This window comes from Actinoplanes sp. OR16 (assembly GCF_004001265.1).
Classification (GTDB): domain Bacteria; phylum Actinomycetota; class Actinomycetes; order Mycobacteriales; family Micromonosporaceae; genus Actinoplanes.
In genome coordinates this window covers 1,161,156-1,177,059 of sequence record NZ_AP019371.1, presented here as the reverse complement: position 1 = coordinate 1,177,059, position 15,904 = coordinate 1,161,156, and the positions used below count along the sequence as shown (strand labels likewise).

Annotated in this window: 11 protein-coding genes; 6 read left to right on the top strand and 5 right to left on the bottom strand. The window is 72.6% G+C overall.

The features are described 5' to 3' along the window. Nucleotides 1–173: 173 nt before the first annotated feature. From EP757_RS05335 to EP757_RS05310, 6 genes are all read left to right on the top strand, one after another. Nucleotides 174–1,556 (top strand): ammonium transporter, encoded by a 1,383-nt coding sequence (locus tag EP757_RS05335; RefSeq protein ID WP_127543088.1) that lies wholly within the window; start codon nucleotides 174–176, stop codon nucleotides 1,554–1,556. Nucleotides 1,557–1,591: 35 nt separating this feature from the next. Beyond that, nucleotides 1,592–1,930: a P-II family nitrogen regulator gene (locus EP757_RS05330; RefSeq protein ID WP_041830256.1), complete on the top strand. Its 339-nt coding sequence runs from the start codon at nucleotides 1,592–1,594 to the stop codon at nucleotides 1,928–1,930. Nucleotides 1,931–1,935: 5 nt separating this feature from the next. Continuing rightward, nucleotides 1,936–4,206, top strand: coding sequence for a [protein-PII] uridylyltransferase (locus EP757_RS05325; RefSeq protein ID WP_127543087.1), 2,271 nt, complete (start codon nucleotides 1,936–1,938; stop codon nucleotides 4,204–4,206). Nucleotides 4,207–4,280: 74 nt separating this feature from the next. Then, on the top strand, nucleotides 4,281–6,746 hold the full coding sequence (locus EP757_RS44580) for a glycosyltransferase family A protein (protein WP_127543086.1): 2,466 nt from the start codon (nucleotides 4,281–4,283) through the stop codon (nucleotides 6,744–6,746). A gap of 56 nt (nucleotides 6,747–6,802) precedes the next feature. Then, nucleotides 6,803–7,849, top strand: coding sequence for an O-methyltransferase (locus EP757_RS05315; RefSeq protein ID WP_232050383.1), 1,047 nt, complete (start codon nucleotides 6,803–6,805; stop codon nucleotides 7,847–7,849). A gap of 3 nt (nucleotides 7,850–7,852) precedes the next feature. Then, nucleotides 7,853–9,910: an acyltransferase family protein gene (locus EP757_RS05310; RefSeq protein WP_127543084.1), complete on the top strand. Its 2,058-nt coding sequence runs from the start codon at nucleotides 7,853–7,855 to the stop codon at nucleotides 9,908–9,910. Nucleotides 9,911–10,081: 171 nt separating this feature from the next. Here the strand turns inward: EP757_RS05310 and EP757_RS05305 are convergent, their stop codons facing one another. From EP757_RS05305 to EP757_RS05285, 5 genes are read right to left on the bottom strand one after another with little or no spacing between them, the layout of a single operon-like run. Next, nucleotides 10,082–10,468: a GtrA family protein gene (locus tag EP757_RS05305; protein WP_127543083.1), complete on the bottom strand. Its 387-nt coding sequence runs from the start codon at nucleotides 10,466–10,468 to the stop codon at nucleotides 10,082–10,084. After that, nucleotides 10,455–11,429, bottom strand: coding sequence for a glycosyltransferase family 2 protein (locus EP757_RS05300; protein WP_127543082.1), 975 nt, complete (start codon nucleotides 11,427–11,429; stop codon nucleotides 10,455–10,457). The genes EP757_RS05305 and EP757_RS05300 overlap by 14 nt, the downstream gene beginning before the upstream one ends. Further along, on the bottom strand, nucleotides 11,426–13,009 hold the full coding sequence (locus EP757_RS05295) for a hypothetical protein (protein WP_127543081.1): 1,584 nt from the start codon (nucleotides 13,007–13,009) through the stop codon (nucleotides 11,426–11,428). Before EP757_RS05295 ends, EP757_RS05300 begins: the two co-directional genes overlap by 4 nt. Nucleotides 13,010–13,020: 11 nt before the next feature. Then, complete coding sequence (locus EP757_RS05290) at nucleotides 13,021–13,671, bottom strand: hypothetical protein (RefSeq protein WP_232050382.1); 651 nt, start codon at nucleotides 13,669–13,671, stop codon at nucleotides 13,021–13,023. Between the two features lie 2 nt (nucleotides 13,672–13,673). Beyond that, on the bottom strand, nucleotides 13,674–15,866 hold the full coding sequence (locus EP757_RS05285) for a glycosyltransferase (RefSeq protein ID WP_127543079.1): 2,193 nt from the start codon (nucleotides 15,864–15,866) through the stop codon (nucleotides 13,674–13,676). Nucleotides 15,867–15,904: the final 38 nt, after the last annotated feature.

The following is a 15,904-nucleotide window of genomic DNA, read 5'->3' as shown; positions in this document are numbered from 1 at the left end:
CCTCGGGGGCTGTGAGAGTTTCTTCACACGTCGGAAACAACCCGTCACGCGCCGGAAATCGCGCATGGACCGTCCTGGAAACAGCCGACCGGAAGGCTTCCGCCGAACCGGCCGACAGGCGACGGAGCCGAGTGGGTCGTGTGTGAGGACACCTTATTCCGAGAGGAGGCAGCGTGGAGATCAACACCGGCAATACCGCTTGGTTGCTCCTGTCGTCTGCGCTCGTTTTGCTCATGACACCCGGTCTGGCGCTGTTCTACGGTGGCCTCAACCGGTCCAAGGGCGTTCTGAACATGATGATGATGAGCTTCGCCTCGATCGGGCTCGTCAGCGTTCTGTGGATCATCTACGGCTTCACCCTCGCGTTCGGCGTCAACGAGAACGCCGGCCTCAACAACATCATCGGCAACTTCAGCTACCTCGGCACCCCGGTGGGGACGATCTCCGAGGAGTGGCTGTTCTTCGGGGCCAACACCGGCATCCCGACGTACGCGTTCCTGGTCTTCCAGATGATGTTCGCCGTCATCACCGTCGCCCTGATCAGCGGCGCGGTCTCGGACCGGATGAAGTTCGGTGGCTGGGTGCTCTTCGCGCTCGGCTGGTTCACCCTCGTCTACGTCCCGGTCGCGCACTGGGTCTGGGGCGGCGGCTTCATCGGCTCGAAGATCCGGGCTCTGGACTTCGCGGGTGGTACCGCGGTTCACATCAACGCCGGCGCCGCGGCGCTCGCCCTGGTGCTGATCCTCGGTAAGCGGATCGGCTGGCCGCGGGAGAACATGCGGCCGCACAACGTGCCGTTCGTCGCTCTCGGCGCCGGCCTGCTCTGGTTCGGCTGGTTCGGCTTCAACGCCGGATCCGAGCTGACCGTCGACGGCACCACGGTCATCGCCTTCATCAACACCCAGGTCGCCACGGCCGCCGCGCTCGTCGGCTGGGTCGCGGTGGAGTGGATCCGGGACCGGAAGCCGACCCTGGTCGGCGCCTCCTCCGGTGCGGTCGCCGGTCTGGTCGCCATCACCCCGGCCTGTGGCTTCGTCGCTCCCTTCGCCGCCGTGATCATCGGTGTCATCGCCGGTGTGGTCTGCGCCCTGGCTGTCGGCCTGAAGTACCGCTTCGGCTACGACGACTCGCTCGACGTCGTCGGCGTCCACTTCGTCGGCGGCTGGATCGGCTCGCTGGCGATCGGCTTCTTCGCCACCGACGCGGTCAACTCCGGCATCACCGACTCGGCCATCCTGAACGCCAGCAACGGCCTGTTCTACGGCGGCGGCGTCACCCAGCTCGGCCGCCAGGCTCTGGGCAGCCTCACCGTCACCCTGTACTCCTTCCTCATCGCCGCGGTCCTGGCGCTCGCCCTCAAGGCCGTCAAGCTGCTGCGGGTCAGCGAGGAGTCCGAGGTCGGCGGCATCGACATCGCCGACCACGGCGAGACCGGCTACGACTTCACCCCGGCGACGGGTTCGAGTGGTGGCGCGTTCGCGATGGCCGGTCTGACCGGCGCCGCGTCCAGCGACGCTGACGGGAAGGCCTCCGTCAGCCAGAAGGTCTCCGGCTAGATTCCCCGATGGCTGCTCCTATGGAAGGACTGAGCATGAAGCTGGTGACCGCGGTCATCAAGCCGTACCAGCTCGACGCGGTGAAGGAGGCTCTGCACGCCCTGGGCGTCGCCGGGCTCACCGTGAGCGAGGTGCAGGGTTACGGCCGGCAGAAGGGCCACACCGAGGTGTACCGGGGTGCCGAGTACACCGTCGAGTTCCTGCCCAAGATCAAGGTCGAGGTGCTGACCGACGAGATCGACGTCGAGAAGATCGTCGACGCCGTCATCACGGCTTCGCGCACTGGCAAGATCGGTGACGGGAAGGTCTGGGTCACGTCGGTCGACGACGTGGTCCGGGTCCGGACCGGCGAGCGCGGCCTCGACGCCCTGTAATCGACATGACGAACCCGTTGAGTGAGCCGCCGGCCCCGCCGGCCCGCCCGGCAGCCGGTGGCTCGCTCGACAAACTGCGTGACCACATCGGCGCCGCGGCTCGTGACGAACGGGCCGCGGCGCTCGACGTGTGGCTGAAGGACCTCTTCCCCTCCCACGTGCCCGGCGTGAGCCTGCTCGCGGTGGGCGGGCTGGGCCGGCGCGACTGCGCCCCCTACAGCGACCTCGACCTGGTGCTCGTGCACAACGGCACGGCCGGGATCGACCGGATCGCCTCCGGACTCTGGTACCCCATCTGGGACGCCCGCCTCGGCCTCGATCACTCGGTGCGCACCCTGCCCGAGGCGCTCTCGGTCGCCCATGACGACGTGAAGGTGGCGCTCGGCCTGCTCGACGCCCGGCACGTCGCGGGCGACCCCACTCTCTCCGCCGAGATGATCGCGGCGACCGGCGACCAGTGGCGGCGGACCGCGGTGCGGCTGCTGCCCCAGCTGCGCGAGCTGACCACCGCCCGCTGGACCCAGCACGGCGAGCTCGCCTTCCTGCTCGAGGGCGACCTCAAAGAGGCCGCCGGCGGTCTGCGTGACCTCACCCTGCTGCGCGGCATCGGCCGGGCCGGCATCGCCGACACCATGCGCCCCGCGGTCCGCGCGGCCGGGTTGCGCCTGCTCGACACCCGCGACGCGCTGCACCTGGCGGTCGGCCGCCGGGTGGACCGGCTGGTCGCCCAGGAACGGGCCGCCGTCGCCGACCTGCTCGACCTCGAAGACGCCGACGCGCTGCTGCGGCGGGTGTCCGGCGACGCCCGGACGATCGCGCACGCCGTCGACGACGCCTGGCGCGCGGTGGACCGGCTCCGCAGCGGGCGGCGCCGGGGCAGCACACCCGCCGTTCCGAGCCGCCGGCCGGTCGCCCGGGACGTGGTGGAGCAGGACGGCGAGCTGGTGCTCGCCCGTACCGCCATCGGCCCGGTCCCCGACCCCAGCCTCTCGCTGCGCGTCGCCGCTGCCGCCGCCATCGTCCAGCTGCCGATCGCCCGGGCCACCTCGGAGTGGCTCGCCGCGTTCTGCCCGCCGCTGCCCACCCCGTGGCCGCCGGCCGCCCGGGCCGCGCTGATCTCGCTGCTCGGCTCCGGCCCCGGCCTGCTGCCGGCCTGGGAGACCTGCGACCGGTACGGTCTGATCGACGCGTGGCTGCCCGAGTGGGCCCGGATGCGCAGCCTGCCCCAGCACCACCCGATCCACCGGTACACCCTCGACCGGCACCTCGTGCAGGCCGCCTACGAGGCGACCCGGTTCACCCGCGAGGTGGACCGCCCCGACCTGCTGCTGCTCGGCGCGTTCCTGCACGACGTCGGGAAGGGCCTGCCCGGCGACCACAGCATCGTCGGCGCGCCGATCGCCGCCGAGATCGCCGGCCGGATCGGCCTGCCCGCCGCCGACGTGGCGACCATCGAGAAGGTGGTCCGGCTGCACCTGCTGCTCCCCGACGTGGCGACCCGCCGGGACCTGAGCGACCCGCTGACCATCTCGACCGTCGCCGAGGCGGTCGGCGACCCGGCCACCCTCGACCTGCTGCACGCGCTGGCCCGGGCCGATTCACAGGCCACCGGCCCGGCCGCCTGGTCGGACTGGAAGGGCCGGCTGATGGCCGAGCTGGTCCGCCGGGTGCACACCGCGATGGACACCGGCGAGCTGCCCGAACCGCCGCAGCCCGACCCGGAGCTGCTCGAAGGCGGACTGCCGGTCGTGCATCTCGACGGCGACCGGGTCGCGGTGGCGGCGGCCGACCGGCGGGGGCTGCTCGCCGGGGTGACGGCCTGCCTGGCGATGCACCGGCTCGACGTGGTGGCCGCCAACACGGCGACGGTGGACGGCCGGGCGATCGTGGAGTTCTACACCTCGCCTCGGTACGGGTCGCCGTACGACCCGGTGGCCCTCGCCGCCGATCTGCGCCGTGTCGCATCCGGGGACGTCTCGGTGACCCAGCGTGTGCGGGCCCGCGCCATGAGCGCCCGTGGTGGAACCGCCTCGCCCCGGGTCGTCTGGCAGCGTGCCGCGGCCACCGACGCGGCGGTCCTGGAGTTGCGCGCGGCCGACTCGGCGGGCCTGCTCTACCGGGTGACCGCCGCCCTGGACGAGGCCGGCGCGGAGATCAGGGCAGCCCGGATCTCCACTCTCGGCGGTGACGTCGTCGACGCGTTCTACCTGGTCGGCACGTGGGCCGACAGCGCCGAACGGAACCGGGTGGAGGCCGCCGTCCTGTCCGCCGTGTGAGTCTCTTCGTCACCCCGGGCCGTCGCGTCGCGTTGGACTGATCGACACCGCGGGGGTACACGGACGGAGAGTCGATGGCCGAGGCGCAGCCGGTGGCGTTGCTGGACGATCACGTAACTTTGGCCGGCGCCGGGGCGGAGCTGTCGCTGCCGCACACCGCGATGCGTAATCGCTCGGTGGCGGCCCGGCGTGTTCTGGCCCGCGCGGCCGCCGGTGGTTCTCCGAAGGGCGGCACGCTCGACGAGTTCCTCGAGGCGGCTCGATCGGGTGACACCCGGCCGCTGCGCGGATTCCGCCGCCGGGTCGATCCGGCGCTGCTGGCCGGCCTGGCGCAGACCATCGCGCTGCAGGACGAGCTGCCGGGGGACCGGGAGGACGCGCTGGCGCTGTACGCGCTGATCCGGACCGGTCTCGGAGCGCGGGCGGTGCCACCGGCCCACCAGGCGCTGCACGCCCAGCTCGCGTACGCCTGGCAGGGACCGGCGCAGGCCCGCGACCTGCTCGCCGCGTACCGGCGGATCCCGACGCCGGCCCGGGAGACCCTGGAGATCGACCTCGCCAACCCGTACGCCGGCGGCTCGGTCCCCGAGGAGACCTGGCTGGCCCGGTTCGGCCGGCTCTTCCCGGCGCCGGGGCCGGGCCTGATCGCCGCGCCGGAACGGCTGCCGTTCGACCGGCTCACCACCGGCCCGGCCACGCCGGTGGAGGCCGACCAGCGGGTCACGGTGGTGGTGACCGCGTTCCGGCCGGGCGTCGGCCTGATCACGGCGGTCCGCTCGATCGCCGCGCAGACCTGGCGCAACCTGGAGATCCTGGTGGTCGACGACGCGTCGCCGCCGGAGTACGACGCGGTCCTCGCCGAGGCCGAGTCGCTCGACGACCGGGTCCGGGTGCTGCGGCTCGCCGAGAACAGCGGGACGTACGCGGCCCGCAACGCCGGCGTCGAGGCGGCCCACGGCGAGTTCGTCACGTTCCAGGACTCCGACGACTGGTCGCACCCGCGCCGGGTGGAGCTTCAGGTGCGGCCGCTGCTCCAGCGCTCCGAGGTGGTCGCCACCACGTCCGAGGGGATCAGCGTCACCGATCAGCTCGTGATGACCAGGCCCGGCATCCGGCGCGGCCGCGTCAACGTCTCCTCGCTGCTCTTCCGGCGGGAGGCGGTGACCCGGCGGATCGGCTGCTTCGACCGGGTGCGCAAGGCCGCCGACTCCGAGTTCATGGAGCGCATCGAGGCGGCCTTCGGCCCCGGATCGGTACGGAAGGTCGCCAAGCCCTTGGCGCTCATCCGCCTCTCCGAGGGTTCCCTGTCCCGGGCCGAGATCCGCGCGTACTGGATGCATCCGGCGCGCACCGCGTACATGTCGGCCTACCGCTGCTGGCATGCCTCGGGGGAGCCGCTGCGGCAGGACCCCGGTACGCGGGACCGCCCGTTCGTGGCACCGCCGCACCTCACCGGCGGCTCGGCGGCGCCCGGCTGGGACGTCGTGGTGGCCGCCGACTGGCGCTTCCTGGCCGGCAGCCAGCGGGCCGCCCTCGCCGAGGTGCGTGCCCTGCGCCGGGCCGGCCTCTCCGTGGCGATCATGCACCTGGAGTCGCTGCGCTCGGTGCACCGGCAGCGCCGCCTGCTCAGCCCCGGCGTCCAGCGGCTGATCAATACCGGCCAGGTGACGCAGGTGCTGGAGAGCGACCGGATCGAGGCCGGACTGCTCGTGATCCGGCAGCCGGAGGTGCTGCAGTTCGCCCCCGAGGGCGGCTGTGGCCTGCGTCCGCGCCGGGTCCTGGTGGTCGCCGACCGGGCGCCGGCCCGGCCGGACGGCAGCGATCGCCGGTACACGGTCGAGGCGGGCTCCGAGGCGGTCCGGCGGCTCTTCGGGGTCGATCCGCTCTGGTGCCCGCAGGACCCGGGGGTGCGCGCAGCCCTGGCCGGGGCAGACCTGACCGAATTTGATCTGTCGATGACCGTCGAGCCCGAGGACGTGCGCCGTCCGCTGCCCGATCGGGCCGGACCGCCGGTGGTCGGCGTGGACCTCTGCGACGCGGGTGAGTGGCCCGCCGACCTCGCCGCGATCCTCGCCGTCCCGAAGCGCTGCCGGGGCGCCGACGTGCGGGTCCGGCTGCCGGAGAATCCACTGCGGCCGGGCACGCTGCCGGTGAGCTGGCTGGTCTACGAAGCGGGCGATCTGGATCCCCGTACATTCGTGGCGCAGTTGGACTTCTATTGCCATTTCCCCTCGGACGATGCGCCGGAACTGCTCTCCCGGCCCGCGCTGGAGGCCGCCGCGACCGGATGCGTCGTGTTCGTGCCGGAGCGGCTCGGGGAGGCGTACGGGGACGCCGCCGTGGCCTGCGCCGCCGCCGACGTACCGAAATTGATCCGCCGTTTCCAGAACGAGCCCCGCCGGTACGCCGAGCAGAGCCGCCGGGCCCGGGCCGCGATTGCCCGTGATCACCGGCCGGACGCGCTCGCCGACCGGATCGGCGCGCTGGCCCGCCCGCCGGCCGGAACACCGAGCCAGCGGGTGCCGGGCGCGGGGGCGTAACGGGGGCGTGTCCACCCGCGTTACGAGGGTGAACGCAGCGATGAGGAGTGCGGACTATGAGTTCCCTGACCCGAATCGGCCGCCGGGCCGTCCGCCGGCTGCCGAGCCTTTCCGGACGGCAGGCGGTCGCCGTGTGCGGCGCCGCCGTCCTCTGCGCCGGAGTCGCGGCCGCGGCGCTGACCGGCTACGACCGGGTGGCGACAGCGCTCCTCGGACTGCTCGCCGGGGTGACGGTCGTGGTGCTGCTCGCGGTGTTGCGGCGGCTCTCCGGCGTACAGAAAGCCGGTCTTGCCGCGCAGCGGGATCTGCGAACCACCGTCGAGGAGATGCAGCGGCGACTCGTCGCGGCGGTGGAGCGGGAACGGCTCACCGCCGGCGACCGCCACCTGGAGCTCTCCGAGGCGGTCGCCCGGGTCAAGCAGGTGATGGACCGTAAGGCGAGTTCGGCGCAGGTCCTCGGGCTGCCGCGCGAACTGGAGGCGACGGTGCAGCTCTTCCAGGGCTTCGTGCCGCGTGCCCCGATGCCGTCCTCCGGCGACTGGGCGCTCAACCCGACCGACCTGCTGGAGCTGCTGCACCTGATCCGGATCCGGCAGCCGCGGCTCGTGCTGGAGCTCGGCAGCGGCACCTCGTCGGTGTGGATCGCCTACGCCCTGGAGCAGTCCGGTGGCCGGCTGATCTCGCTGGACCACGACGCGGAGTTCGCCCGGCGCACCCGCTCGGTTCTGGCCGCTCACGGCCTGACCGGGGTGGCCGAGGTCCGGGACGCGCCGCTCACCCCGGCCTCGATCGACGGCCGCGATTACCCGTGGTACGACCCGGAGACCCTGGCCGACCTGCACGACATCGACTTCGTGCTGATCGACGGCCCGCCCGCGGCCGTCGGCGAGGGCGCCCGCTACCCGGCCCTGCACATGATCGAGAAGCGGCTCGCGGACCGGGCCACGCTGGTCTTCGACGACGCCGGCCGCAAGGACGAGCAGGCCGCCATCGCCGCCTGGACCGAACGGTTCGAGGGCCTGACCCGGGAGGGCGAGATCCTCGGCCGGCACGCGGTGCTGGCATTCGCCCGTCCCCCCGCGATGGCCGCCGCGCACGGCTGATCCATGACCACGACGCTCTCGCGACCCGACGTCCGCCCGGTGCCCGCCGCGGCCCCGCCCCGCCACCGGCACCGGGCGGACATCGAGGGCCTCCGGGCCGTCGCCGTGCTGCTCGTGGTGCTCGCCCACGTGGGCGTGCCCGGGGTGGCCGGTGGTTTCGTCGGCGTCGACGTCTTCTTCGTCATCTCCGGCTTCCTGATCACCTCGCTGCTCCGGACCGAGCTGCTCAGCACCGGACGGCTGGACCTGCCCCGGTTCTACGCGCGCCGGGCGGTCCGGCTGCTGCCGCTGGCGACCCTGGTGATCGTGTCGACGCTGGCGACGGTCTGGTTCACGGCGCCGCCGACCCGGTTCGGCGGCTACGCGGCGGACGCTGTCGGGGCCGCCACGTACACGATGAACCTGCGGCTCGCCGACGCCGGCACCGACTACTTCGCCGACCAGGCGCCCTCGCCGTTCCAGCACTTCTGGTCGCTCGCCGTCGAGGAGCAGTTCTACCTGGTCTGGCCGGTGCTGATCGGCCTGCTGGCGTTCTGGGGCCGGCGCCGCCGCTGGCTGCCCGGCGCGGTGCTGACGCTCGGCACCCTCAGCTCGTTCGCGTGGAGCGCGCATGAACTGGGCCGGGCCGTCCCGTGGGCGTACTTCGGCTCCGCCAGCCGTGCCTGGGAACTGGGAGCGGGCGCGCTGCTCGCCCTGCTGATGACCGGCCTGCACCGCCGTCGGCGCTGGCTGGCCTGGCTCGGCCTGGCCGCCGTCGTCGCGGCTGCCCTCGTCTACGACGAGACGACCCCGTTCCCCGGACCGGCAGCCCTGTTGCCCGTCCTCGGCACGATCGCGGTGATCGCGGGCGGCGGCAACCGGCTGCTGGAGACCTTCCCGATGCGCTGGATCGGCCGGATGTCGTACGGCTGGTACCTCTGGCACTGGCCGCTTCTCTTCCTCGCCCCGGGCGGCCTCTGGATGCGTGCCGCGGTCGCGGCGGGAGCGCTCGGCCTCGCCGCCGTGAGCCATCACCTCCTGGAGAACCCGGTGCGCCACCATCGTTTCTGGCTGCCGTACCCGCGCCGCGGCCTCGGCCTCGGGTTCGCCCTGTCGGCGGTGGCAGCGGGCCTCGCCGCCCTCGGCATGATCTTCCCGCCGCTGGTGCCGACCGGCGACGCCGTCCCGGACACCCGCAAGGTGATGGCCCGCGCCGTCGACCCGGCCGGCGAGCTCAAGCAGATGGTCGCCGCCGCCCAGTCGGCCGGCAACGTCCCGGAGAACCTGACGCCGGCCTTCGAGACCGCCGCGGGGGAACGCTCGGCGCCACAGGAGGAGGGCTGCCACGTCGGCCTGACCGGCCCGTTCAAGCCGACCTCCAGTTGTGCGTACGCCGCCGTCGACGCGGACCGCACCGTCGTCCTCTTCGGCGACTCGCACGCCCTGCAATGGTTCCCGGCCATGGAGGAACTGGCTCGCCGGCGCGACTGGCGGCTCATGGTCTACACCCGCAGCGCCTGCAGCCCGGCCGACCTCGAACTTCAGGAACGACGATCCCAATCCCGGTACGCCGCCTGCGACACCTGGCGCCGCCAGATCCTCCGCAAGATCGGCAGACTGGATCCGGACCTCGTCGTCGTCTCCTCCAGCGTCAACTACCGCGCCCTGCTGACCGGCGACCCGGCCGACCCCGAGGCGGTATGGCGCTCCGGCTGGCAGCGGACCCTGACAGCTCTCCAGCGCAGCGCCGGATCGGTGGCGATCCTCGGCGACACCCCGTTCCTGGCCGGCGACCCGGCCGACTGCCTGGCCACCCGCCCCGCCGCGATCGGCACCTGCGCGCCGCCCGCCGACATGGTCGTCCTCGAACCCGGCTGGCGAGCGATCCAGCGCGCCACCGCGAACGCCCTCAAGGTCCCGACCGTCGACCCGCTCCCGTGGCTGTGCGCCGAACGCTGCCCGCTCGTGGTGGGCAACCGCCTCGTCTATCGCGACAGCAACCACTTGACGTCGGCGTACGCCAAGCTGGTGGCCCCACTGCTGGACCCCAAACTCCCCTGGAAGCCCCGGGCCGTCCGCTGACGAACGCCCGCCGCCGCCGGCCCAACACCATTGCTGTCCCTCCGGCCGCATCACGGCCATGGGTCACAGCCGCATCGCACGAGCCGTGACCCATGGCCGTATCGAGGGCGTCGGGACAGCAATGGTGTTGGGCCGAGGACCCCGCGCACCCACACCACCGGGGAACGACCCTCAGACCGGCGCGAACGTCCACCGTGAATTGACCGCGTAGTTCAGCACCGGGATCAGCACGATCGCCACGGCCTGGACCGCCGCATAGGGACCGTGCAGCACCGAGGAACCCACCCAGAGCACCACCGTGTTGACCGAGAACGCCAACCCGGTGACGGCCAGGAACCGCGGGCCCGCCACCCCGTGCCGGCGCGACGACCGGAAGACCCACGCCCGCTGCAGCACATAGGACACCACGACACTCGCGGCGAACCCCACGCCCGACGCCACGACGGGGACGAGGCCGGCCTGAACCCCGGCCAGCCCCACCCCGAAGTGCGTGAGGGCGCTCAGGCCCCCGCTGATCCCGTAACGGATCAGCCGCCCGAGGACCTCACCGCTCGGCATGCTGTTCGGCCACCCACTGCTCCGGAACGGCGGGGCCGGCGGTGGATCTCTCCTGGATCAGGTACCGGGGCCGGCGGCGGACCTCCTCGTGGATCCGGGCCAGGTATTCGCCGATCACGCCGAGGCCGAGCAGCACGAACGTGCCGGTCACCAGCAGCAGGAGGATGACGGTCGTGAACCCGGCCACCGAGCCGCCGCTGATCCACCGCACCAGCGTCTGTACGCCGAGCACCACCGAGAACAGCGCGAACCCGATCCCGGCCAGCGTCACCAGGTGCAGGGGCGCCGAGGTGAACGACGTCAGCCCGTTCACCGCCAGCCGGAACAACCCGCGCAGCGTCCACCGGGAGGCCCCGCCGAAACGGTGGTCGATGTCGATCTCGACGGTCGCCCGGGTGAAGCCGATCCAGCTGCTGGTGCCGCGGAAGAACGACGAGTGCTCGGGCATCTGCCGCAGCGCGTCCAGGGCGGGGCGGCCGAGGAGCCGGAAGTCGGTGGCGTTGACCAGGTCGACCTTGGTGAGTCCGGTGAACGCGGAGTTGAACACCCGTGAGCTGAGCCGGTTGCCGAGCGACTGGCCGGTCCGGTTGCGTTTGACGGCTTCGACCACGTGGGCGCCGTCCCGCCAGCGCCGGACCATCGCCGGGATCACCGAGGGCGGATGCTGGAGATCCGAGTCGATCACCACGATGGCGTCGCCGCCGGCCTGCTCGAGCCCGGCCAATAAAGCGGCCTCTTTGCCGAAATTTCGGGACAAGCGAACCCCGCGAACCCGCTGATCAAGCCGCGACAGATGAGCGATCCGCGACCACGAGTCATCAACGGATCCGTCATCCACGAGCACCAGCTCATAGCGCAGGCCGGCACCGGAGAGCACCTCGTCGAGCGTGGCGACGAACCGGTCGACGCCCTCACCCTCGTTGAAGATCGGCGATACGACGGAGATCAGCGGGTCGTTCATCGTGAGCCCCCAGCACAGTACGGAACGCCGGCCAGCGCGTGCGCCGCCGCGTCGAGCGATTCGGTGAGCCGTTTCTGCCGGGCCGGTTCGCCGGAGAGTTCCCGCAGCGCCTCGGTGAGCAGCGCGCAGCGGCGGGCATTCCCGGCGGTACTGCGCTCGAAGCCGCCGACGGACTGCGCGATCCGGTTGTCCAGCTGCGACGACGCCCACGAGGCGGAGGCGTCGGCGTAGGCGCGGTTCGCGGTCGCCGACACCGCCGCGCACATCACGAACACGCCGAGCAGCACCGGCACGAAGGATCGGCGGGTGATCAGAAGCGCCACCGCCAGCGCGAGCAGCATCCCGGCCGGCGCGGTCACCGCGGAGTCGCGCCAGCCTTCGGTGAGCAGCGCGCGCATGTCGAAGTAGTCGTGCACCTCGACGCTGAGCGCGGCCGGCAACGCGCCGAAGACGAGCAGGGCGGCGGCGGCGATCGCCAGGCCGGTGAGGGATCCGGCGCCGGGCCGTTTCACCCGCTTCAAGGCTTTGATCGTACGGAGACCGAGCAGCGCGATGAGGCCCAGTCCGACCAGCGGCACCACGCCCCAGAGCCAGTCGCCCGGCGTCTTCGCGGTGGCGGCCTCCCACTGGGCAGGTGGCAGCCAGGCCAGCATCCGGGCCGGCATGATCAGCAGCGATCGGCCGTCGACGGCGATGTCCGAGCCGTGGTAGCAGCCGCCGTCGGCGCAGTACCCGCGGATGATCCAGCGCACGATCCCGAAGACCGGCAGGAACCCGGCCCAGAGCAGGACGGCGAGCCGTACCCCGGCCGAGCGCAGCAGGTCACGGCCGCGGCGGCCGGTCACGAACCAGCCGCGGACCAGCACCGCCACGGTGGCGAGCGGCACCGCGAAGTAGGCGGGTTCGTTGACGACGGCCAGTGCGCCACCGGTGGTGACCGCCAGGACGGCGTGCCACCACCGCAGCCGTTCGAGCCGGCAGGTGGCCGCCGCGACGAGCAGGACCACTGCGGTGGTGCTCAGGTACAGCCCGCCGAAGAGGGTGGTCGTGCTGTTGCGGCCGGCGGCCACGAAAGCGCCGGCTACGGCGTACGGCAGAAGGAGAGCGACCAGCGACGGCGCGGAACCGAACAGCGGCCCCCGGGTCAACAGGCTCTCCGCGAAGATCACGAGCGCGAGGGTGAGCAGTACGGCGGCGCCGGCCGTGACCACGCGCAGCATGATCGCCGGGGAGAGGTGGAGTTGTTCGGCGCCGACCAGGACGAGGGTGTCGAGCGCCTTCTCCAGCATCCGGCCGAGCGGGCGGAAGTTGCCGAGGCGCAGGTACGTCTCACCGGTCCCGATCGTGTGCGAGACGATCCGCAGCGGGTGGTCGAGGAACATCCCGCCGTGCCAGTAGATGTTGAACCGGTGATCGCCGCGCGGCGCGACTCCCAGCAGCGGCGTCAGCACGATGAGCGGCACCAGCACGCAGCGGCGCAGGACATGTCCCCAGAGCCCGCGCCCGGCCGCCTCGTCGGCGGGGGAGTCCGCCGACGAGGGCGATATGTCCCGGCCGGCGGATTGCTGGGGCAATGTCACGGTTTCCGCAGTCACGACTGAGGCAACGACGGCTGCCCGGGCTCGGTTGTGTCGATCTCCGCGAGCAGATCCGCGAGCGAGAGCGGCGCATCCGGATCGACGAAGATCACCTGGGCGGCCGCGTGGTCCCGGGAGAGGTGCGCGAGACGCTCGGCGAGGACCGCGTCCCAGGGCCGGTCCGGACGGTGCTTCTGCCAGGTCAGCCTGTCCGGCAGGTACTCCAGGACCAGCCCGGCCTTGCGCAGCAGCGAGAACGCCGGCTCGTCGGTGAGGACCACCGCGCGGTGATCGTTCTCGACGAGCAGCCGCCGCCGGACCGCCAGCACGAAGTCGCGCAGCGCCGCCAGGTCCAGCCCGATCGCCACGTACAGGTGAGTGGGCAGCGGCGGCGGGGGAGTCTTCTTGCGCCGAGCCGGCTTGCGGCGCACCAGCTTGCGTGAGGTGGAGAGCGGGCTGCGGGCGAGCGACACGAGGGTGCGGCCCAGCCGGTACGAGCCACTGGCCCGCAGCCGCCGCACGGTCTCCCGCTGCTCGTCGCGCTCGCCGGCCACCGTCTCGAATCGGGACTGCCAGGCGTCGCGCTGCTGCTCGATCGTCCGCAACCGCACGACCAGGGCGTCGACCTTCGCGGGATCGGTGAGTTCGGCAGGGGTGTCGGGCATCGTCATACTCCGGTGGTTCGTCGATCGGCCAGCTCGGACAGCCAGCGGGCGGCCGCCGCGGCGCCGTTGCCGGGTCCCACCTCCGCGCAGCGGTCGCGGAGCCGTTCCCGGACGTCGTCGCGTACCGCCTGGGCCAGCACCCGGTCCAGCTCCTCGGTCTCCGGGTCCTCGACGATCAGCGCGGCGCCCGCGGCGGCCGCGAACCGGGCCCGGCTCACCTGGTCGTCCAGGGACGTCTCCCGGTTCGGCACGAAGACCGCCGGTACGCCGAACGCCAGCAGCTCATGGAACGAGTTGTAGCCGGAAGCACTGATCACCAGGTCGAGTCCGCGCAGATACCGACTGATCGGGTAGAGCTTCACGAGGTGGGCGCCGGCCACCGGCGGCATCGGCTCGGTGGCGATCGCCGACTCGGCGAGCACCACCTGGAACCCGGCCCGCCGCAGGTGCCCGGCGATCCGGGCGACCGGCGACGCGATGTCGTTGATGTTCCCGGCGCCGAGCTGCAGCAGCGCGGCCGGCCGTCCCGGGTCGAGGCCGAGGGCCCGGCGGGCGGCGGCCGGCTCGGCCAGCTCCTCGGCGTCCAGATAGGTGATCGGGTCGACGGTGTGCACCCCGGCCCGGTCCTGCACGGTCGGGCCCTCGTCGGCGGCGGCGGCGAACTCGCCCGGTTCCAGGATGGCGTCGAAGTAGCCGCCCCGCTCGATCCACTCGGCGCCGGTGTCCCGCCGCCACATCGGCCGGCGCACCCAGACCCAGGTGATGTCCGGCCGGGCCTTCACGGCGGCCACGATGCCGTCGTGCGGGACGCTGTCGACCGCCACGACGGCCGGTTCGTGCAGGTCGACGAGGTGTTCGAGGCGGCTGGTCAGCATCTCGGTCCAGCGCTGCCGGGGCAGTTTCAGCACGCTGCGGGACGGGATGTACTCGGTGAGGAACCCCTCCCGGTGCGCCACCGACGCGCCGTGCGACTGGGTGGCGATCACCGTGCGGATGTCCTCCGGCAGCCGCCGGCCGATCGCCATGAGCCGGGACAGGTGGCCGAGCCCGACGCCGTTGTCGCTGACCATGAGCACGCCGCGGGACCGCCGGGACGTGACGAGCGGGCGGTGCAGCTCCACCTCGGTGCCGGGGCCGGGCGGGCGTACGCCGCGGTCGGCGAGCCGGGCCTCGTGCGACGCGTAGCCGAAGCGGGACTCGACGAAGTCGCGGGCCCGGCGTGCCACCTCGCGGTAGCGCCGCGGGTCGGCGTGCAGCTCGCCGACCAGCGGCAGCACCCCGGCCGGCGTGGTGTAGAGCGCCGCGTCGCCGAAGATCGGCCGGAAGTGCTCGCCGATCAGCACCGGCACGCCGGCCGCCATCGCCTCCATGATCGTGCGGCCGAACGCCTCGACCAGGTCGGGGTCGTGGAAGTAGACGAAGAAGTCGATGGTGCCGAGGAATTCGCGCGGCGGCGCCGTGCCGAACTCGACGACGTCCCAGCCGGCCGGGGTCCGGCCGAGGCGCTCCACGGCGAGCTCACCGCCGCCGAGCACCCGCACCTTGACGCCGGGGTCGTCCGGGTACGCCAGCAGCAGCTCCTCGGTGGTCCGCGGCCACTTCACCGGGTCGGGCCGCCCGTGCCGCCCGATGACCGGCACCGGGCCGAGCGGGCCGGGACGCTCGTCCCACCACTCGGCGACGTCGATGATCTCGTGCCAGTCGGTGGGGGTCAGCGGGGCGTCCGGCGCCGAGCGCAGCACCTCGGTCCGTACCTGCGGGCTGATCGGCGCCCACTCGATCGCCGTCCCGAAATGACCCTCGATCCGGGCTCGGACCTCGGCGAAGTCGTAGTAGCGGGCCGGGTCGGCGGCGTCGCCGGGCGCCTGGTTCAGGACCATGACGGTCCGCTCGGCGGTCACCCGGGGCGGCGCGGCCAGGTCGTCCGTGAAGATCCGGGGCTGGCGCAGCACGAACAGCTTCGCGCGGGTCTGCTCGCCTTCCACGGCGAGGTGCGCCGAACCGTCCTTGAGCAGTTCCACGATCAGGGGATTGAACGGGCGGTCCCGCTTCAGATGCGGCGAGCGCACCTGGACCAGCACCGTGGAGAGCCCGGCCCGGGCCTGCGCGCGCACCTCGGCGGCGATGCTGGCCGAGGTGCCGCCCGGATAGCGGAAGTCCGAGAGGATCGCCACGTCATGGACGTGCTCGGTCATGCATGTTCTCCGATGCTCGGACGTCGTGCCTTTCGACG